This is a genomic window from Pseudomonas chlororaphis subsp. chlororaphis (assembly GCF_003945765.1).
GTDB classification, from domain to species: Bacteria; Pseudomonadota; Gammaproteobacteria; order Pseudomonadales; family Pseudomonadaceae; genus Aquipseudomonas; species Aquipseudomonas chlororaphis.
Genome location: NZ_CP027712.1, coordinates 5,283,221 through 5,303,656, shown reverse-complemented (window position 1 = coordinate 5,303,656; position 20,436 = coordinate 5,283,221). Strand labels below are relative to the sequence as shown.

The 20,436-nt window shown below is 63.4% G+C and carries 16 protein-coding genes; 3 read left to right on the top strand and 13 right to left on the bottom strand.

Going from position 1 to position 20,436, the window contains the following annotated elements:
* Positions 1–371 precede the first annotated feature (371 nt).
* Entirely contained in the window at positions 372–1,430 is a 1,059-nt protein-coding gene (gene nadA / locus C4K27_RS23885; protein WP_053262376.1) for a quinolinate synthase NadA, read from the top strand.
* 62 nt (positions 1,431–1,492) lie between these two features.
* Here the strand turns inward: nadA and C4K27_RS23880 are convergent, their stop codons facing one another.
* From C4K27_RS23880 to arcD (C4K27_RS23825), 12 genes are all read right to left on the bottom strand, one after another.
* Positions 1,493–1,981 (bottom strand): RDD family protein, encoded by a 489-nt coding sequence (locus C4K27_RS23880; protein ID WP_007931077.1) that lies wholly within the window; start codon positions 1,979–1,981, stop codon positions 1,493–1,495.
* 98 nt (positions 1,982–2,079) lie between these two features.
* A complete protein-coding gene (locus tag C4K27_RS23875) occupies positions 2,080–2,292 on the bottom strand; it encodes a cold-shock protein (protein ID WP_007931076.1) in 213 nt (70 codons plus the stop codon).
* A gap of 393 nt (positions 2,293–2,685) precedes the next feature.
* A complete protein-coding gene (gcvT, locus tag C4K27_RS23870) occupies positions 2,686–3,810 on the bottom strand; it encodes a glycine cleavage system aminomethyltransferase GcvT (RefSeq protein WP_053262375.1) in 1,125 nt (374 codons plus the stop codon).
* 41 nt (positions 3,811–3,851) lie between these two features.
* Positions 3,852–5,228 carry an L-serine ammonia-lyase gene (locus tag C4K27_RS23865; RefSeq protein WP_007931066.1) on the bottom strand — a complete coding sequence of 459 codons (1,377 nt, stop codon included), beginning with the start codon at positions 5,226–5,228 and terminating at the stop codon, positions 3,852–3,854.
* 159 nt (positions 5,229–5,387) lie between these two features.
* Positions 5,388–8,246: an aminomethyl-transferring glycine dehydrogenase gene (gene gcvP / locus C4K27_RS23860; RefSeq protein WP_053262374.1), complete on the bottom strand. Its 2,859-nt coding sequence runs from the start codon at positions 8,244–8,246 to the stop codon at positions 5,388–5,390.
* A gap of 9 nt (positions 8,247–8,255) precedes the next feature.
* Positions 8,256–8,639 (bottom strand): glycine cleavage system protein GcvH, encoded by a 384-nt coding sequence (gcvH, locus tag C4K27_RS23855; protein ID WP_007931060.1) that lies wholly within the window; start codon positions 8,637–8,639, stop codon positions 8,256–8,258.
* Positions 8,640–9,074: 435 nt separating this feature from the next.
* On the bottom strand, positions 9,075–10,583 hold the full coding sequence (locus tag C4K27_RS23850; RefSeq protein WP_009045250.1) for a transcriptional regulator GcsR: 1,509 nt from the start codon (positions 10,581–10,583) through the stop codon (positions 9,075–9,077).
* 235 nt (positions 10,584–10,818) lie between these two features.
* Entirely contained in the window at positions 10,819–11,181 is a 363-nt protein-coding gene (locus C4K27_RS23845) for a DUF5064 family protein (RefSeq protein WP_053262373.1), read from the bottom strand.
* A 63-nt stretch (positions 11,182–11,244) separates the two neighbouring features.
* Positions 11,245–12,174: a carbamate kinase gene (gene arcC, locus C4K27_RS23840; RefSeq protein WP_053262372.1), complete on the bottom strand. Its 930-nt coding sequence runs from the start codon at positions 12,172–12,174 to the stop codon at positions 11,245–11,247.
* A 145-nt stretch (positions 12,175–12,319) separates the two neighbouring features.
* Positions 12,320–13,330, bottom strand: coding sequence for an ornithine carbamoyltransferase (locus tag C4K27_RS23835; protein ID WP_007926269.1), 1,011 nt, complete (start codon positions 13,328–13,330; stop codon positions 12,320–12,322).
* Between the two features lie 66 nt (positions 13,331–13,396).
* Positions 13,397–14,653 (bottom strand): arginine deiminase, encoded by a 1,257-nt coding sequence (gene arcA / locus C4K27_RS23830; RefSeq protein ID WP_007926270.1) that lies wholly within the window; start codon positions 14,651–14,653, stop codon positions 13,397–13,399.
* 36 nt (positions 14,654–14,689) lie between these two features.
* The gene (gene arcD / locus C4K27_RS23825; protein WP_007926272.1) at positions 14,690–16,117 is read right to left on the bottom strand and encodes an arginine-ornithine antiporter; all 1,428 of its coding nucleotides are present in this window, start codon (positions 16,115–16,117) and stop codon (positions 14,690–14,692) included.
* A 448-nt stretch (positions 16,118–16,565) separates the two neighbouring features.
* On the opposite strand from arcD (C4K27_RS23825), the gene arcD (C4K27_RS23820) reads away from it, so the two are divergent.
* Entirely contained in the window at positions 16,566–17,993 is a 1,428-nt protein-coding gene (gene arcD / locus C4K27_RS23820) for an arginine-ornithine antiporter (protein ID WP_053262371.1), read from the top strand.
* Positions 17,990–18,847, top strand: coding sequence for a DNA-3-methyladenine glycosylase family protein (locus C4K27_RS23815; RefSeq protein ID WP_053262370.1), 858 nt, complete (start codon positions 17,990–17,992; stop codon positions 18,845–18,847). The genes arcD (C4K27_RS23820) and C4K27_RS23815 overlap by 4 nt, the downstream gene beginning before the upstream one ends.
* A 172-nt stretch (positions 18,848–19,019) precedes the next feature.
* Here C4K27_RS23815 and C4K27_RS23810 read toward each other — a convergent pair whose 3' ends face one another.
* Complete coding sequence (locus tag C4K27_RS23810) at positions 19,020–20,369, bottom strand: CoA transferase (protein WP_053262369.1); 1,350 nt, start codon at positions 20,367–20,369, stop codon at positions 19,020–19,022.
* Positions 20,370–20,436: the final 67 nt, after the last annotated feature.

Genomic DNA, 20,436 nt, shown 5'->3' with positions numbered 1-20,436 from the left:
AGGTAAAATTGCTATGAAGTGTAAAAAAACGCTTGGTCGATCGAGGGGATTCACCGCCGGGCCGAGGCTCGCCTGCATGCAATGCGCATAAATGGTGCAAGTACGCGTTGCGCGTCACTGAAGCGTTTGCGCTGTCGGGGCTGCAATTGGCAGGCTTTCGTGCCCCTTGACCGATGCCTGCTCCGTGCCGGGGCGAGCCGTGTGACACAGGTCAGAATCATCTTTTACATCAAGGGGATATTCTGTAGCCTTGCGCAGTTTCAACGCTGCACCACCTGATGAATACTCACTCTCCCGGCGGTGCCCTCAACGGGTCCGGAGCCGGGTGTATACTCGACTTTCGCGCATAAGCGCCCGCAGGTCTTGCGATCATGACGCACATTTCCGAACGCCTTCTGGTTCAGGCCCACCTTGACGCCAAACAGCCCAAGCCGCTGACGGCCGCAGAGGAAGCCCATTACCGTGCCGCGATTGCTGCCGAGCTCAAGGCTCAGGACGCCGTGCTGGTGGCTCACTTCTACTGTGACCCGGTGATTCAGGCCCTGGCCGAAGAGACCGGCGGCTGTGTGTCCGACTCCCTGGAAATGGCCCGTTTCGGCAACGTTCACCCGGCCAAGACCGTGGTGGTCGCCGGTGTCAGGTTCATGGGCGAGACGGCGAAGATCCTCAACCCCGAAAAACGCGTGCTGATGCCCACCCTGGAAGCCACCTGCTCCCTCGACCTGGGGTGCCCGGTGGAAGAGTTCTCGGCGTTCTGCGACCAGCATCCGGAACGCACCGTGGTGGTCTATGCCAACACATCGGCAGCGGTCAAAGCCCGTGCTGACTGGGTCGTGACCTCCAGTTGCGCCCTGGAAATCGTCGAAAGCCTGATGGATAACGGCGAAACCATCATCTGGGGGCCGGACAAGCATCTGGGCACCTACATTCAGCGCCAGACCGGTGCCGATATGCTGCTGTGGGACGGTGCCTGCATCGTCCACGAAGAGTTCAAGTCCAAGCAGCTGGAGGACATGAAGGCGCTGTATCCCGATGCGGCCATTCTGGTCCACCCTGAGTCGCCGACGTCGGTGATCGAGCTGGCCGATGCGGTGGGTTCCACCAGCCAGCTGATTGCCGCCGCGCAACGCTTGCCGAACAAGACGCTGATCGTGGCGACCGACCGCGGCATCTTCTACAAGATGCAGCAGCTGTGCCCGGACAAGGTGTTCATCGAGGCGCCAACGGCCGGCAACGGTGCGGCTTGCCGCAGCTGCGCCCACTGCCCGTGGATGGCCATGAATACCCTGGAGCGCACCTTGCAGAGCCTGCGTGAGGGCAGCAACGAGATATTTGTCGACCCGGCGCTGATTCCCCAGGCCATTCGCCCGCTCAAGCGCATGCTGGATTTCACTCAGGCGGCGCGGATGAAGCTGGCGGGCAATGCCTGATCGCCTTCGACAAGCGCACAGAAAAACGCCCCGAGATTCGGGGCGTTTTTCTGTGCGGCGGATTATTTTTTCTGCTTGGGAATGCGCACGATCTGGCTGGAAGAGTAGATGTCGTGCCAGCTGCGCTTCTGCTTGTCTACCAGGATCCAGATGAAGCCCAGCCCGGCGCACAGCCAGGAAGCGATCGAGACCATGAAGCGCAGGAGGGCCTGCCACAGGCTGATGCGGCTGCCGTCGGCGTTCTGCACACGAATGCCCCAGACCTGCATGCCCAGGGTCTGGCCGGAATGGGTCCAGAACTTGGCGAAGAAGGCGAACAGCACGAACAGCAGGACGGTGGAGTAGAGCGGATCGCCGTCCAGCGCGCCGGATTCGGTCAGGGTGCGCATCCGGGTTTCACCGAGGATCTGCAACTGGATGAACTTGTAGACGCCGCCCGTGACGATCAGCAGTGCGGTGCACAGCAGGAAATCGTAGAACATCGCTGCCAGACGACGGCCCAGGCCAGCGGCGGGGAAATCACCCTGGGGGGTTAGCAGGTGCTTCGGCATCACAGGCCTCTCGATCGAAAGAAAGAAGCCATTTTACGGAATTGCGCGCACAAAAAAGCCCCTGATGTCAGCATCAGGGGCTTTTTCGTTACAGACGATCAGCCTTCGGCTTGAACTTCGTCAGCCTGCATGCCTTTTTGGCCTTGCACAGCGATGAAGGTCACTTTCTGGCCTTCTTTCAGGCTCTTGAAGCCGTTGCCCTGAATAGCGCGGAAATGCACGAACAGATCCGGACCGCTTTCTGGAGTGATAAAACCAAAACCTTTCTCGTCGTTAAACCACTTGACGGTACCGCTCTGACGTTGGGACATTTCTTATTTCCTTTGACGCTAAAAAATTAATGACAGTCTCTTTCTCATGAAGGAGTACTGGGCTGGGTTGCAGGAAAGTAAGAGACGTCGAACGGGTTGTAGCAAACTTGTTAGCTACTGCCCAGGTCACGATTCCAAGCGACCCATGCAAACACAGTGGGGAAACTCTACGCCAACTATGGGAGAAAAAACAAGCCCTGCGAAACCCCGGTTTTCCTCAGCTTGGTGGCTGTTTGCCGGAACTAGGCATCTGGGCTTATTCGATAGGGTCGTTCAATTGTTTTCAACTGTTATAAGGCAAGTTCAATATCGAAGATATGCACTATTTTATGGCGGTTGCGTTACAGATTAGTGCACTTTTAACGCAACCGCGTTACTTATAGAAACAGTTGATCAACCACGATAGTAGCGTTGTGCAACGAATGGCATTTTGCTTACAAGCATTGGCACCTTTTTCCCACGAACAATTGCCCAAACTGGCGTATCGAGTGCGACATAAGCGCTATCGATGTAACCCATGGCCAACGGACCACCCAGGGTCGGGCCAAAACCGCCGCTGCAGACGCTGCCGATCACCTCGCCCGCTGCGTTGACGATCTCCGCACCTTCACGCACCGGTGTGCGTTCCTGGGGCAGCAGGCCCACGCGTTTGCGCTTCACGCCATTGAGCTGTTGGGCGAACACCTGTTCCGCGCCAGGGAAGCCGCCAGCCCGCGCGCCATCGGCGCGCCGTGGCTTGGAGATGGCCCACAGCAGGCTGGCTTCGATCGGCGTGGTCTGGCTGTTCATGTCATGGCCATACAGGCACAGGCCGGCTTCCAGGCGCAGCGAATCCCGGGCGCCGAGGCCGATGGCGGCCACTTCCGGTTCGGCCAGCAGGGCGCGGGCCAGGGTTTCGGCGTCGGCCGCCGGTACCGAGATTTCGAAACCGTCTTCGCCGGTGTAGCCCGAACGGCTGACAAAGCAGTCCACGCCCAGCAGCTTCACGCGGGTGAATTGCATGAAGGTCATCTTCGCCACTTCCGGCGCCAGGCGCGCCAGCACGGTGACGGCCGCCGGGCCTTGCAGGGCGAGCAGGGCGCGCTCCTCGAACAGCGGCTCGATGCTGCACAAATGGCCGATGTGCTGGCGCAGATGGGCCAGGTCCTGGTCCTTGCAGGCGGCGTTGACCACCAGAAACAGCTCGTCGTTGCCCAGGTTGGCGACCATCAGGTCGTCGAGGATGCCGCCGTTTTCATTGGTGAACATGGCGTAGCGCTGGATGCCCACGGGCAGGTCGATGATGTCCACCGGCACCAGGGTTTCCAGGGCCTGGGCGGTATTGGCGCCGGTCAGGCGGATCTGGCCCATGTGCGAGACATCGAACAGGCCGGCCTGCTCGCGGGTGTGCTGGTGTTCTTTCATCACGCCCAGCGGGTATTGCACGGGCATGTCGTAACCGGCGAACGGCACCATGCGCGCGCCGAGTTCGAGGTGCAGCGAGTGCAGCGGGGTCTTCAACAGTGTTTCGGTGGACATGTTCAGCTCCTGGGTAAACGTGAGATGCGTATGTGCGTGCATCAGCACTCGATGATGTTGACGGCCAAACCGCCGCGGGCGGTTTCCTTGTATTTGCTTTTCATGTCGGCGCCGGTCTGGCGCATGGTGCGGATCACCTTGTCGAGGGAGACGAAGTGTTGCCCGTCGCCACGCAAGGCCATGCGCACGGCGTTGATCGCCTTGACCGAGCCCATGGCGTTGCGCTCGATGCAGGGCACCTGCACCAGGCCGCCGATCGGATCGCAGGTCAGGCCGAGGTTATGTTCCATGCCGATTTCGGCGGCGTTTTCCACTTGTTGCACCGTACCGCCGAGCACTTCGCACAAGGCTCCGGCCGCCATCGAGCAGGCCACGCCGACCTCGCCCTGGCAGCCGACTTCGGCGCCGGAGATGGAGGCGTTTTCCTTGTAGAGAATGCCGATGGCGGCGGCGGTCAGCAGGAAACGCACCACCCCGTCTTCGTTGGCGCCGGGGATGAAGCGCATGTAGTAGTGCAGCACTGCCGGGATGATGCCGGCGGCGCCATTGGTGGGCGCGGTGACGACGCGCCCGCCGTTGGCGTTTTCTTCGTTGACCGCCAGGGCATACAGGTTGACCCAGTCCAGTACCGACAAGGCGTCGCGCAGGGCCGCCTCGGGGTGCTTGCACAGCTGGCGGTGGAGGGCGGCGGCACGGCGCTTGACCTTCAGGCCACCCGGCAGGATCCCTTCGTTGCGACAGCCGGCATCCACGCAGTCCTGCATCACTTGCCAGATCTTCAGCAGGCCGGCACGGGTTTCCGCTTCCGGTCGCCAGGCGCTTTCGTTGGTCAGCATCACCTGGCTGATGGACAGCCCATAGGTGGTGCAGTGACCGAGCAAGTCCTTGGCGCTCTTGAAGGGGAAGGTTAGTTTGGTGGTGTCTTCGACGATGCGGTCGGCACCGGCGGCGTCCTCGTCGACCACGAAGCCGCCGCCCACCGAGTAGTACTCGCGGCTGCGGATCTGCAATCCGGCGGCATCGAAGGCACGGAAGATCATGCCGTTGGGGTGGTAGGCCAGGGGCTTGCGGATCATGGCCAGGTGTTCTTTCTCGTTGAACGCGATGAGGTGTTCGCCGAGCAGGTTCAAGCGTCCGCTGCTGCGTATTTCCTGCAGGCGAGCGGCGATGTTTTCGGTATTCACGGTATCCGGGTGTTCACCTTCCAGGCCCAGGAGTACGGCCTTGTCGCTGCCGTGGCCCTTGCCGGTGGCGCCGAGCGAGCCGTACAGCTCGACCTTGACGCAGGTGGTGGCGCCCAGCAGTCCGTCGCGCCGCAGGCCTTCGACGAAGCGCGCGGCCGCGCGCATCGGGCCAACGGTGTGGGAGCTGGAGGGGCCGATGCCAATCTTGAACAGGTCGAACACGCTCAAGGACATGTTGGTTCTCCGGTTTCTTATTGTGTTGATCGGCACGCACGGGGGAAGCGGGTATTGCGGTTCGGTCTGGCCGGTATTCGTCGCCAGCCGCCTCGCTCCTACAGGTATACGCAGAAACCGTAGGAGCGAGGCTTGCCCGCGATGGACGGCGATGCCGTCTTAGGCGTCCTGATAGCTTTCGATCGACGGGCAGGCGCACACCAGGTTGCGGTCGCCGAACACGTTGTCGACGCGGCCGACCGGAGGCCAGTACTTGCCTTCGATCAGCGAGGCCACGGGGTACACCGCCTGTTCACGGCTGTAGGGGTGCGACCACTCGCCAACGATTTCCGCCGCGGTGTGCGGGGCGTTTTTCAGCGGGTTGTCGTCCTTGTCCAGGCTGCCGTTTTCCACCGCGCGGATTTCTTCGCGGATGCGGATCATGGCGTCGCAGAAGCGGTCCAGTTCTTCCCTGGATTCGCTTTCGGTCGGCTCGATCATCAGGGTGCCGGCCACCGGGAACGACATGGTCGGGGCGTGGAAGCCGAAGTCGATCAGGCGCTTGGCGACGTCGTCGACGCTGATGCCGCTGCTGTCCTTGAGCGGGCGCAGGTCGAGGATGCACTCGTGGGCCACCAGGCCGTTGCTGCCGGTGTAGAGCACTGGGTAGTGTTCTTCCAGGCGACGGGAGATGTAGTTGGCATTGAGGATCGCCAGCTGCGAGGCACGCTTGAGGCCTTCGCCGCCCATCATGCGGATGTACATCCAGGTGATCGGCAGGATGCTCGCGCTGCCGAACGGCGCGGCGCAGACTGCGCCTTCCTTGCGTTCCATGGCTGCGTGGCCCGGCAGGAACGGCGCCAGGTGCGACTTGACGCCGATCGGGCCGACGCCCGGGCCGCCACCGCCGTGGGGAATGCAGAAGGTCTTGTGCAGGTTCAGGTGCGACACGTCGCCGCCGAACTTGCCCGGGGCGCAGAGGCCGACCATGGCGTTCATGTTGGCGCCGTCGATGTACACCTGGCCGCCGTTGTCATGAATGATGCCGCAGATTTCGCGGATGCCTTCCTCGAACACGCCGTGGGTCGACGGGTAGGTGATCATCAGCGCGGCGAGGTGCTCGCGGTGCTCGATGGCCTTGGCCCGCAGGTCTTCGATATCGACGTTGCCACGGGCGTCGCAGGCGGTGACCACCACGCGCATGCCGGCCATGTTGGCGGTGGCCGGGTTGGTACCGTGGGCGGACGAAGGGATCAGGCAGATGTCGCGACGGTCGTCGCCACGGCTCTGGTGATAGGCACGAATGGCCAGCAGGCCCGCGTATTCGCCCTGGGAGCCGGCGTTCGGCTGCAGGGACACCGCGTCGTAGCCGGTGGCGGCGCAGAGCATGGCTTCCAGTTCGCTGGTCAGTTGCTGGTAGCCGGCGCTTTGCTCGGCCGGGGCGAACGGGTGCAGGGCGCCGAATTCGGCCCAGGTGATCGGGATCATTTCGCTGGCGGCGTTGAGCTTCATGGTGCACGAGCCCAGCGGGATCATGGTGCGGTCCAGGGCCAGGTCCTTGTCGGCCAGCTTGCGCAGGTAGCGCATCAGCTCGGTTTCCGAGTGATAGCGGTTGAACACCGGATGGCTGAGGATCGCCGACTGACGCACCAGCGCCGCCGGGATACGGCTCTGTACCGTGCTGGCCAGCGCGGCGAAGTCCGGCAGCGCCTGACCGTCGGCCAGCAGGCTCCACAGGGCCTCTACATCGGCCTGGCCAGTGGTTTCGTCCAGCGACAGACCCAGGCGCTCGACGTCGATCACCCGCAGGTTGATGCGCTGGGCGCGGGCCTTGTCGTGCAGCGCCGCGGTGCGTGCGCCGGTGTGCAGGGTCAGGGTATCGAAGAAGTTTTCCTGCTCGACCTTGATCCCCAGCTTGCTCAGGCCCTGGGCCAGGATCGCGGTCAGCTGGTGGATGCGCCGGGCAATCCGGCTCAGGCCTTGGGGGCCGTGGTACACGGCGTACATGCTGGCGATGTTGGCCAGCAGCACCTGGGCGGTGCAGATGTTGCTGGTGGCTTTCTCGCGACGGATATGTTGCTCGCGGGTCTGCATGGCCAGGCGCAGCGCCGGCTTGCCGAAACGGTCCACGGACACCCCGACCAGACGGCCCGGCATGTCGCGCTTGAACGCGTCCTTGGTGGAGAAGTAGGCCGCATGCGGGCCACCGAAGCCCAGCGGCACACCGAAGCGCTGGGCGCTGCCGATGGCCACGTCGGCGCCGAATTCACCCGGTGGGGTCAGCACGGTCAGCGCCAGCAGGTCGGCGGCGACCGCCACCAGGGCATTGGCGGCGTGGAAGCGTTCGGTCAGTTCGCGGTAGTCGAACAGGTCGCCGTTGCTCGCCGGGTATTGCAGCAGGGCGCCGAAGAACGGGCTGACGTCGGTCAGCTTGCGCTCGTCGCCGACCACCACGTCGATGCCCAGCGGCTCGGCACGGGTGCGTAGCACGTCGAGGGTCTGCGGGTGGCAATGGCTGGAGGCGAAGAAGGCGTGGCTGCCCTTGTTCTTGCTCAGGCGCTTGCAGAAGGTCATGGCTTCGGCGGCGGCGGTGGCTTCGTCGAGCAGGGAGGCGTTGGCGATCGGCAGACCGGTGAGGTCGCTGATCAGGGTCTGGAAGTTCAGCAGCGCTTCCAGGCGGCCCTGGGAAATTTCCGGCTGGTACGGGGTGTAGGCGGTGTACCAGGCCGGGTTTTCCAGGAGGTTGCGCAGGATCGGCGACGGCGTGTGGCAGTTGTAGTAGCCCTGGCCGATGTAGGTCTTGAACAGCTGGTTCTTGGCGGCGATGGCCTTGATCGAGGCCAGTGCGTCGGCTTCGCTCTGACCAGCGGGCAGGTCGAGGACGCTGGTGCCCTTGATGCTGTCGGGGATCACGCTGGCGCTCAGGGCTTCCAGGGAGTCGAAGCCCAGGCTGTTGAGCATGGCTTGCTCGTCGCCTTGGCGCGGGCCGATGTGGCGCGCGATGAATTCGTTGGCGGTGCTCAGGTTGACTTGAGTCATGGCGGTTCCTCAGGCGTCGGCGTTGGCTTTGATCAGGCGGTCATAGGCGTCCTGATCCAGCAGTTGGCCGACAGCGGCGGCGTCCGCGGGAATGAAGCGGAAGAACCAGCCTTCGCCCAGCGGGTCTTCGTTGACCAACTCGGGGCTGGTTTCCAGGGCCGGGTTGGTTTCCACCACTTCCCCGTCCAGAGGCATGTATACGCCGCTGGCGGCTTTTACCGATTCCACGGTGGCGGCTTCGGCGCCCTTGTCGTAGGCCTGCAGTTCCGGCAATTGCACGAACACCACATCGCCCAGGGCGTTTTGCGCGAAAGCCGTGATGCCGACGGTAACGCTGCCATCGGCTTCGGTACGCAGCCATTCGTGATCTTCAGTAAAACGCAACTCGCTCATGGAAACTCCTCAAGGGGCCAGATTCGTCTGGTGGACGCGATTGAATGCTCGTGCAGGGCCGAGCGGAATGGATAAGCCCTTAGCAAAAATGCGGCCAATATTTTTTAGTTGTTATTAATCAATGAGTTATTAGTTATTGATGGTGACCGGAAGCTAACAGCTGTAGCGAAAACGCTACAGCTGGAGGGCCAGGGAAAAGCCTATGGGGATCAAAGCCTTGCGTAGCGCCGATTACAACCGGCTGTAGCGATATCGTTCCGCTGTAGCGCTTTCAGTACAGGTGGAGGTCGCTTTCAGATGCGACTACGCCACCTGTAGCCGCTGCCGCAGGCTGCGATAAGGCCGAAGGCCTTCGGCGATCTTGAGAGCTTGCGCTCCCTGCGGGAGCGATCGCAGCCTGCGACAGCGGCTACAACATCAAAAGCCGCGGCAGGTTCAGGGCTTGTTGGGGATGCCGTATTTGCGCAGGCGATGGGCGATGGCGGTGTGGGAGGTCTGCAGGCGGCTGGCCAACTGGCGGGTCGAGGGGTAGTTGACGTAGAGGCCTTCGAGCAATGCCTTCTCGAACTCCTCGACGGCCTGTTCCAGGCTCTCGACTTCGGTGTCGTTCTGGCGCGCCACCGAGGTGCCGGCGATATCCAGGTCGCCGATGTCCACCAGGCTGCTTTCGCAGATCGCCGCCGCGCGGAAGATCACGTTCTGCAACTGGCGCACGTTGCCCGGCCAGCGGTTGCCCAGCAGCGCCGGATAGGTGCCGGGCGCCAGGCGGCAGACCGGGCGCTGGATCTGCGCGCAGGCCTGCTGCATGAAGTAGCGCGCCAGCAACAGGATGTCCTGGCCGCGCTCGCGCAGGGGCGGGACTTCCACATTCAGCACGTTGAGGCGATAGAACAGGTCTTCGCGAAAGCTGCCCTCGGCGACCATCTTTTCCAGGTCGCGATGGGTGGCGCTGAGGATCCGCACATTGACCTTGACCTCACGGTCGCCACCCACCCGGCGAAAGCTGCCGTCGTTGAGAAAACGCAGCAGCTTGGCCTGCAAGTAGGGCGACATTTCGCCGATCTCGTCGAGAAACACCGTGCCCTGGTTGGCCAGCTCCATCAGCCCCGGCTTGCCGCCGCGCTGGGCGCCGGTGAAGGCGCCGGGGGCGTAGCCGAACAGCTCGCTCTCGGCGAGGTTTTCCGGCAGGGCGGCGCAGTTCAGCGCCAGAAACGGCGCGCCGTGCCGCGCACTGATGGCGTGGCAGGCCCGCGCCACCAGCTCCTTGCCGGTACCGGTTTCGCCCTGGATCAGCAGCGGCGCATCCAGCGCGGCGACGCGCTGGGCGCGGGCCTTGAGGGTGCGGATGGCCGGGGAGTCGCCGAGCAGGGCATCGAAGCCTTCGGCATGGTCGTGGTGCAGGGCCGACAGGCGTTCGCCGATGCGATTGGGCTGATACAGGGTCAGCAGCGCGCCGGCGTCGGTGATCGGCGTGGCGTCCAGCAGCAGGGTCTGGCCATTGAGAGTGATTTCCCGCAGGGGCAAGCGAAAGCCCTGTTCCAGCAAGGTTTCCAGCAGCGCCGGGTCGTCGAACAGCTCGGCCACGCTTTCCCCGGCCGGCTCACGGCCATAGAGGGCAATCAGCGCCGGGTTGGCCAGCAGCACCTTGCCGGCGCTGTCCAGGGCCAGCACCGGGTCGGTCATCGCCGCCAGCAGGGCGTCGAGCTGCAGATGGCGGCGCTGGCCGGGCAGGATGTCGACCACCGTCACCGCCTGCACGCCGCGCACGCTGAACAGCGCGTCGCGCAGCTCTTCCAGCACTTGCGGGCTGAGGGTCGGGGCGTCGATGTAGACGTTGGGCGGCACCATCTCCACCGCATCCAGGTTGAGGTTGCGCCCACCGAGCAGGGCCAGGACTTCCTGGGTGATACCGACGCGGTCGATAAAGCTGACGTGGATGCGCATGGGGCGGTCAAGGGTTCTGGAAAACGGAGGGTGGCAAGTATGCCTTGGCGGATGCTGTTTGGTGAAATTCGCCGTGGCCACGGGCTTCTGTAGGAGCGAAGCTTGCTCGCGATAGCCTCAACGATGACACGGGAAGCCTGGCCTGATACGCCGCGGCGTCCTTGAGTTCATCGCGGGCAAGCCTCGCTCCTACAGGTTAAGCGGGCAGGGGAAGCCCGCGACCCACGGGCTGGGGTTACTCGAGGTGTTCGGGGTTGACTGGATCCCCGGATTTCATATTCAACTGCACCCGCACATCCTCAAACATCGCGTCGTAATATTTGTGCAGCGAGCCGATGCTGCTCAGTGCCTTGGGAATCCCATACTTCTCGGCGATTTTCGTCACGTTGCTGGCGAAGTTGTAAGCCTGATCCTTGGGCAGAAAGAACGGTTCATCGAGCTCCTTGCCCTGAATCGTTCCATGCATCTTGAATTGCATCCCTTTGCCTTCCTTGGGATCCTGCGCGACTTCATAGTCGATACAGATGTTGTAGCTGACATCGTCCTTGGTCAGTGCGTGTCGTTCGATGTGTAAATGACCGGGTTCGAACTGGGCCATGGCTCTCTCCTTTACAAGGCATGGGGAGCGGTGCAGGCCAGCGGCCTGCACCCTGAGTTGCTCTTATCGGTAAGTGATGCCCGGCTGGGCCGTGCTGATGCGCGTACCGGCCTTGCCCTGGACGATCGCTTCGATGTCCGAGAGTGAACCGATCACCGCGACTTTTCCAGTATGGCGGGCGAACTCGCAGGCCGCCTGGACCTTCGGTCCCATGGAGCCGGCGGCGAAGCCGAGCTTTTCCATTTCGTCCGGGTGCGCCTGGGCAATGGCTTTCTGCGACGGCTTGCCCCAGTCGATAAAGGCCGCGTTGACGTCGGTGGCGATCACCAGCAGATCGGCTTCCAGCTGTTCGGCCAACAGTGCCGAGCACAGGTCCTTGTCGATCACCGCCTCGATGCCCTTGAGCTTGCCATCCTCACCGTACAGGGTTGGAATGCCGCCACCGCCAGCGCAGATCACGATGCTGCTCTTTTCCAGCAGCCATTTGATCGGGCGGATTTCAAAGATGCGCTTGGGTTTCGGGCTGGCCACCACGCGGCGGTATTTGTCGCCATCGGGGGCGATGGCCCAGCCTTTTTCCTTGGCCAGTTTTTCTGCTTCGTCCTTGCTGTAGACCGGGCCGATGGGCTTGCTCGGGTTCTGGAACGCCGGGTCCTTGGCATCGACCTCGACCTGGGTCAGCAGGGTGGCGAAGGGCACTTCGAAATCCAGCAGGTTGCCCAGTTCCTGTTCGATGATGTAGCCGATCATGCCTTCGGTTTCGGCGCCGAGCACGTCCAGCGGGTAAGGCGACACCGAGGTGTAGGCCGCCGCCTGCAGCGACAGCAGGCCGACCTGCGGACCATTGCCGTGGGCGATCACCAGCTGGTTGCCGGGATGGATCTTGGCGATCTGTTCGGTGGCGATGCGGATATTGGCGCGTTGATTGTCCGCGGTCATGGGTTCGCCCCGGCGGAGCAGGGCGTTGCCGCCCAGTGCGACGACGATACGCATAATGCATTCCTTCCAGAATTCGGTGATCCCGTGGGCGCGTGGCTTGCCTGCGATGGTGGGGTGTCAGGTTGGACGCCTTCGCGGGCGAGCCTCGCGCCTACAGGTCGAGGGCCGACCGCCAGGCGGTCGGCCACGGACGTCGGGGTTACAGGTCGGCCAGGGTCGAGACCAGGATCGCCTTGATGGTGTGCATGCGGTTTTCCGCTTGCTCGAAGGCGATGCAGGCTGGCGACTCGAACACGTCGTCAGTCACTTCGATGCCGTTGGCCAAGTGCGGATACTGCTCGGCGATCTGCTTGCCGACCTTGGTATCGCTGTTGTGGAACGCCGGCAGGCAGTGCATGAACTTGGTCCGTGGGTTGCCGGTGGCCTTCATCAGCTCGGCGTTGACCTGGTACGGCAGCAGTTGCTGGATACGTTCGGCCCAGGCTTCCACCGGCTCGCCCATCGATACCCAGACGTCGGTGTGGATGAAGTCGACGCCCTTGACCGCGGCTTTCGGGTCTTCGGTCAGGGTGATGCGGGCACCGCTTTCTTGCGCGTACTGCTTGCAGCGGCTGACCAGGTCGTCATGGGGCCACAGGGCCTTTGGCGCGCAGATGCGCACGTCCATGCCGAGCTTGGCGCCCACCAGCAGCAGGGAGTTGCCCATGTTGTTGCGGGCATCGCCCAGGTAGGCGTAGCTGATGTCGTGGATCGGCTTGTCGGCGTGCTCACGCATGGTCAGCACGTCGGCGATCATCTGGGTCGGGTGGTATTCGTCGGTCAGGCCGTTGAACACCGGCACGCCGGCGAACTTCGCCAGTTCTTCGACGATTTCCTGCTTGAAGCCGCGGTACTCGATGGCGTCGTACATGCGCCCGAGCACGCGGGCGGTGTCCTTCATGCTTTCCTTGTGGCCGATCTGCGACGAGTTCGGGTCGATGTAGGTGACGTTGGCGCCCTGGTCATAGGCGGCGACCTCGAAGGCGCAGCGGGTACGGGTCGAGGTTTTCTCGAAGATCAGGGCGATGTTGTTGCCCTTGAGGTGCTGCTGCTCGGTGCCGGTGTACTTGGCGCGCTTGAGGTCGCGGGACAGGTCGAGCAGGTAGCGCAGCTCGCGCTCGGTGTGGTGTTCGAGGCTGAGCAGGTTACGGTTGTGGATATTGAACGCCATGATGATTCTCCAGGGATTCTGTACTCGGCCCGGCCAGCACCGCAGAGGTGCGGCCGGGGAAGTCGTTTAGTAATCGATCGGGTCGCGCACGATCGGGCAGGTCATGCAGTGGCCGCCGCCACGGCCGCGGCCGAGTTCGCTGGCGCTGATGGTGATCACTTCCACGCCGGCCTTGCGCAGCAGGGTGTTGGTGTAGGTGTTGCGGTCATAGCCGATGACCACGCCCGGTTCCAGGGCCACCACGTTGTTGCCGTCGTCCCACTGCTCGCGTTCGGCGGCGAAGCTGTTGCCGCCGGTTTCCACCACGCGCAGTTGCTTGAGGTTCAGGGACTCGGCCACCACCTCGATGAACGATTTGTTCTCCCGTCGCACGTCCATGCCATAGGGCTTGCTGGTGTCGGGGCGGATGACGAACGGCACGATTTCCTTGACCACTTCCGGGAAGACCGTGACCAGGTCGCGGTCGCAGAAGCTGAACACGGTGTCCAGGTGCATCGCCGCGCGGGATTTCGGCAGGCCGGCGACCACGACTTTTTCCACCGCGCCCTTGGCGAACAAGGATTGCGCAAGCTGGCCGATGGCCTGGCGCGAGGTTCGCTCGCCCATGCCGATCAGCACCACGCCATTGCCGATCGGCATGACGTCGCCGCCTTCGAGGGTGGCCTGGCCGTGATCCTTGTCCGGGTCGCCGTACCAGACTTCGAAGTCGGCGTTGGCGAACTCGGGGTGGAATTTGTAGATGGCGCTGGCCAGCAGGGTTTCCTGGCGCCGGGCCGGCCAGTACATCGGGTTGAGCGTCACGCCGCCGTAGATCCAGCAGGTGGTGTCGCGGGTGAACTGGGTGTTGGGCAGTGGCGGCAGCAGGAAGCTGGAGTGGCCCAGGTAATCGCGGTACATCTTGATCACGCTGGCGCCTTCGCTTTCCGGCAGGTCCTCGCCGGCCACGCCGCCGATCAGGAATTCGGCCAGCTTGCGTGGCTCCAGGCTTTCGAGCCAGCTGCGCACTTCGTTGGTCAGGCCGACACCGACGGTGTCGGGGGTGATCTTGCGATCCAGAATCCACTTCAGGGCTTCGGGGTTGTGCACCGTATCGGTCAGCAGGTTGTGCATTTCCAGGACTTCGATCCCACGCTCGCGCATTTTGGTGACGAAGTCGAAATGGTCGCGCTTGGCCTGGTTGACCCAGATCACATCATCGAACAGCAGTTCATCGCAGTTGTTCGGGGTCAGCCGCTGATGGGCCAGGCCTGGGGAGCAAACCATGACTTTGCGCAGTTTGCCGGCTTCGGAATGGACGCCGTACTTAACTTTTTCCGTGGTCATTACCGTGATCCTCCAGAGGTAGAAACAATCGTGCGGTTACAGGGTCAGGAAGCCGTCGTAGAGCCCGTAGGCGGCCAACAGGGCGCCTATGACCACTGCGGCGAAAATCAGCTTCTCGACGTTGGTGAAAATCGGTTTGCCCAACTCCCGCTTGGCCTTGGCGAACAGGATCGCGCCGGGGGCGTAGAGCAGGGCGGAGAGCAGCAGGTACTTGACCCCGCCGGCGTACAGCAGCCAGATCGCGTAGAACAGGGCGATGGAGCCGATCAGCAGGTCTTTCTTGCGTTCGGCCAGGGCCGCTTCGTAGGTTTCGCTGCGCACCGCCAGCAGCACGGCATAGGCCGCCGACCACAGGTAGGGCACCAGGATCATCGAGGTGGCGAGGTAGATCAGCGACAGGTAAGTACTGGCCGAGAACAGGGTGATGACCAGGAAAATCTGCACCATGGCGTTGGTCAGCCACAGGGCGTTGACCGGCACGTGGTTGGCGTTCTCCTTGCGCAGGAACTCCGGCATGGTGTGGTCCTTGGCCGCGGCGAACATGATCTCCGCGCACAGCAGCACCCACGACAGCAGTGCCCCCAGCAGCGAGATGATCAGGCCGACGCTGATCAGCACCGCGCCCCAGTGGCCGACCACATGCTCGAGCACCGCCGCCATCGACGGGTTCTGCAGCTTCGCCAGCTCCGGCTGGGTCATGATGCCCAGCGACAGCACGTTCACCAGCACCAGGAACAGCAGCACGGTGATGAAGCCGATCACGGTGGCCTTGCCCACGTCCGAGCGTTTTTCCGCGCGGGCGGAGAAGATGCTCGCGCCTTCGATGCCGATGAACACCCACACGGTGACCAGCATCATGTTGCGCACCTGGTTCATCACGCTGCCCAGGTCAGGGTTCTTCACGCCCCAGATGTCCGCGGTGAAGATGTCCAGCTTGAAGGCGAACAGGGCGATCAGTACGAACAGCAGCAGCGGCACCACCTTGGCGACCGTGGTTACCAGGTTGATGAACGCCGCTTCCTTGATCCCGCGCAGCACCAGAAAGTGCACGGCCCACAGCAGCAGCGAGGCGCCGATCACCGCGGCCGGAGTGTTCCCCTCCCCAAATAGCGGGAAGAAGTAGCCCAGGGTGCTGAACAAGAGTACGAAGTACCCCACGTTGCCCAGCCAGGCGCTGATCCAGTAGCCCCAGGCCGAAGAAAAGCCCATGTAATCGCCGAAACCGGCCTTGGCATAGGCGTAGACACCACCGTCCAGGTCAGGCTTGCGGTTGGCCAGGGTTTGAAACACGAAAGCCAGTGTCAACATACCGACAGCGGTAATAGCCCAGCCAATAAGAACAGCGCCTACATCGGCACTTGCCGCCATGTTTTGTGGCAAGGAAAAGATCCCGCCGCCAATCATCGAGCCGACTACCAAGGCGACTAACGCACCAAGCCGTAGTTTTCCGGGAGTGTCAGACATTGCGTGACTCCATTGCAGGAGAAGAGAGATGTCAGAGTAAATCTGCGAGAAATCCGAACAGCTGATTTAGATCAGGTCATTGCTACATTCCATTGTGAATGAACGACTTAAGCTGTCTTTGCGGAAACCGGTGGGAAGCCTGAAAGCGCCATTCCATAAGGCCTCGGGTTCCGGATGAAAGGTCTTCTCATTGGCGCCAGATTGAAGCTAGCCCGCTTTCAAGAATGCGCAACTCATTAAAAAGTTATAAGGCTGCCCGGCGCGCTGATGGCATTTGGGTTTTATGCATAATAAAAAGCCAAACTATTCAACATGTTCTGATCCTCGTCATGTCGATTGATCCACAGAAGATCAATAATTGACTCTTTTAGTCCGTTTCCAATCTGTGGAAATTAATTAATTTCATATAGTTTGTTGTCGGACAATTGGACCGTACGCAGAGGTAGGCATGCCACAAACCACACAAAAACTGCGACTCGGTGCCCTGATCGCCCTGGTGGTGGGTTCGATGGTTGGCGGCGGGATCTTTTCCTTGCCGCAGAACATGGCGGCCCGGGCCGACGCCGGGGCGATCCTTATCGGTTGGGCGATCACCGCCGTGGGCATGCTGACCCTGGCCTTCGTGTTTCAAACCCTGGCCAACCGCAAGCCTGAACTCGACTCTGGGGTGTACGCCTACGCCAAGGCCGGGTTTGGCGACTACATGGGCTTTTCTTCGGCCTGGGGCTACTGGATCAGTGCCTGGCTGGGCAACGTCGGCTACTTCGTGCTGCTGTTCAGCACCCTGGGTTATTTCTTCCCGGTGTTTGGCCAGGGCAACACCCCGGTGGCCATCGCCTGCGCCTCGGTCCTGCTGTGGGCGGTGCACTTTCTGGTGCTGCGCGGGATCAAGGAAGCGGCGTTCATCAACCTGCTGACCACCGTGGCCAAGATCGTGCCGCTGGTGATGTTCATCGTGATTGCCGCGGTGGCGTTCAAGGCGGACATCTTCACCCGCGACATCTGGGGCCGTGGCAACCCGAACTTTGGCGGGGTGATGGACCAGGTGCGCAACATGATGCTGGTCACGGTCTTCGTGTTCATCGGCATCGAAGGCGCCAGCGTCTATTCGGCCCGGGCCGAGAAGCGTGCGGACGTCGGCCGGGCCACGGTGATCGGCTTTATCGGCGTGCTGGCCCTGCTGGTGCTGGTCAACGTGCTGTCCCTGGGGATCATGAGCCAGCCGGAACTGGCGACCTTGCAGAACCCGTCGCTGGCGGCGGTGCTGGAGCGCATCGTCGGTCCCTGGGGCGCGTTGCTGATCAGCGTCGGCCTGGCGGTTTCCCTGCTCGGTGCCTTGCTGTCGTGGGCGCTGCTGTGTGCCGAGATCCTGTTCGCCACGGCCCGCGACCGGACCATGCCGGCCTTCCTGAAAAAGGAGAACGCCAACCATGTGCCGGTCAACGCCCTGTGGCTGACCAACAGCATGATCCAGGTGTTCCTGCTGATTACCCTGTTCTCCGCCGGGACCTACACCAGCCTGATCTACCTCGCCTCATCGATGATCCTGGTGCCTTACCTGTGGTCGGCGGCCTATGCGGTGTTGCTCAGCGGCCGCGGCGAAACCTACGAGCAGGCCTCGGCCGAGCGCATGAAAGACCTGTGCATCGGTGGCGTGGCCCTGTGCTACGCGGTCTGGCTGTTGTACGCCGGTGGGGTCAAGTACCTGCTGCTGTCGGCCCTGCTGTATGCCCCCGGGGTGATCCTGTTCGCCAAGGCCAAGCGCGAGCAGGGCGAGCCGTTGTTCACCGGTATCGAGAAGGGCATTTTCGCTTGCGTGGTCGCCGGGGCCAGCCTGGCCGCCTATGGCCTGTACAGCGGTGTGCTGTCGCTGTGAGGCTGGTTTACCAGCCGCCCTATGACTGGCCGGCGATGCTGGCCTTTCTCCGGGCGCGGGCCATCGAGGGGCTGGAGACTGTCAGTGGCGAGCGCTACTCGCGCAGCATCAGCCTCGATGGCGTACACGGCTGGTTCAGTGTGAGCCCGGGCGACAGCGATGCGCTGGTGCTGACCCTGCACTTTCCCGACCCGCAGGCCCACGCGCGGATCGTTGCGCGCATCCGCCGCCTGCTGGACCTGGACACCGACCTGGCGCCGATCCATCGGCAACTGTCCGCCGACCCGTTGATGGCCCGCTTGATCGCCTCGCGGCCGGGGCTGCGCGTACCCGGTGCCTGGGACGGTTTCGAGCTGGCGGTGCGCGCGGTGCTGGGGCAGCAGATCACGGTGGTGGCGGCCATCCGCCTGGCGGGCAAGCTGGTGGCGCAGTATGGCCAGCCATTGAGCTGCAGGGAGGCGCCAGCGGGGTTGAGCCATGTGTTCCCCGAGCCGGGGCGGATGGCGGGCGCCGATCTGGCGAGCCTGGGCATGCCGCGCAGTCGGGGCCGAACCCTGTCCGGCGTGGCGCAGGCGCTGCTCGACGATCCGCAGCTGTTTGCCCCCAAGGCCAGCCTCGAACACAGCCTGTCGGCCTTGCGGGCGCTGTGGGGTGTCGGCGACTGGACCGCGCATTACGTGGCCCTGCGCCAGTTCCGTGAAGCGGACGCCTTTCCCGCGGCGGACGTGGGCCTGCTCAACGCCCTGGCGGCGCTCGAAGGCGGACCGGTCAGCGCCAGCCAGTTGCTGGCCCGCGCCGAGGCCTGGCGGCCATGGCGCGGCTACGCGGCGCAGCATTTGTGGACGGCTTTGTAGTCCCCCAGCACCTGTAGCCGCTGCCGAGCCTGCGAGGCTGCGATCGAGGACGCAGTCCTCGCCAACCCTGCGCACGCGGTATGAATGACGTAATGCGCGGCTTTACGTCCGCTTTGCGGCCGATCGCAGCCTCGCAGGCTCGGCAGCGGCTACAGGGTTACGCGTTACAGGCTCACCATTTTGCCCGATGGGCGCCCAGGTCGCTGGCGGGGTGCGCCCATTGCAGGGGCGTGCCGCTGATCTGCAAGGGTACTTGCAGGCGATGGGCCGGGCCCCAGGGTGTCTGCTCTACCAGCAGTCCCTGATCGTCCTGGTCTTCGCCGCGCAAGGCGGGCTCGGCGCTGCCATTGGAGTGCTCGATCAACAGTTTGGCGGTCCGCGCCAGTGACAGCCGTGCGCTGCCGGCGGCCCCGGTTTGTAGTCGTTCGGTCAGGGCGCGGATCGCGGCGGCGGCCATCAGGTAGCCGGTAGCATGGTCCAGGGCCTGCACCGGCAGCGGTACCGGTTTATCGGCCTGCTGCCAGCGCTGGCCGGCCTCGGCAATGCCGCTGCTCATCTGCACCAGGCTGTCGAAGCCGCGGCGGTTCTGCCAGGGGCCGCTCCAGCCATAGGCGTTCAGGCACACATCGATCAGCCCCGGGGCGAAGCGCTGGCGTTCGGCGGCCCCGTAGCCGAGGCGTTCCAGGGCATCGGCGCGGTAGCCGTGCAGCAGCAGATCGGCTTCCCCCAACAGGCCTTCGAAGACCAGGCGATCGGCGGCATCGTGCAGGTTCAGCCGGGCGCAGCGTTTGCCCAGGGTGACTTCCGGGACCACGCCGGGCTCGTTCCACTCCGGCGGGTCGATGCGCAGTACCTCGGCGCCCAGCCCGGCGAGAAAACGGCTGGCGATGGGCCCGGCCAGCACCCGAGTCAGGTCCAGCACCTTGATCCCAGCCAGGGGCCGGGCCAGCGATCCGCGCCAGGGCTGGGCGGCGCTGATGTTGCGGGTCTGGTAATGCACCAGGGGCTCGGCATTCACGGCCTGCCCCTGGGGATGGGCTTGCCACTCGGCCCAGTTGCGCATTTCCGCAGCACAGCCGCCTGCCTCGACCACCGCCTGCTCCAGGTCGCTCTTGTTCCACTGCGCAACCTTGGCGGCCATGGCCGGACGGTCCGCGACCCGGCCGAGCACCTGTTCGGCTGCCCGCCGATGATGCGGCGCGTTGGTGTGCAGGCGAATCCAGCCGTCCTGGGTGGCGTAGTCGCCGGCGACCGGGTCCCACAGCGGCGGCACGCTCCAGCCCAGCGGGCGCAGGGAGGTGGCGAACCAGAAGGAGGCCAGGCGCCGGTCGACGCTCAGGGTGGGCAGGCGCCCGGTCTGGCTGAGCAGCAGCTCGGCCGCTGCCTGGCCGGCCGCGGCGATGCTGGCGCTGGCCAGTTCGGTCACGTCGAAGGCCGAGGGCAGGGCGCCGCTCGAGGTCATGGCAATCGGGGTACGAGGCAAGCCCAGCGCGGCTTGAACAGACGACAGCACATCGGTCATTGCAGGCCCTCCGCAAGAGAGGGGCCAGCATAGATCAAAAGCGTGAAGCGCCGCAGTCCCCCGTAGG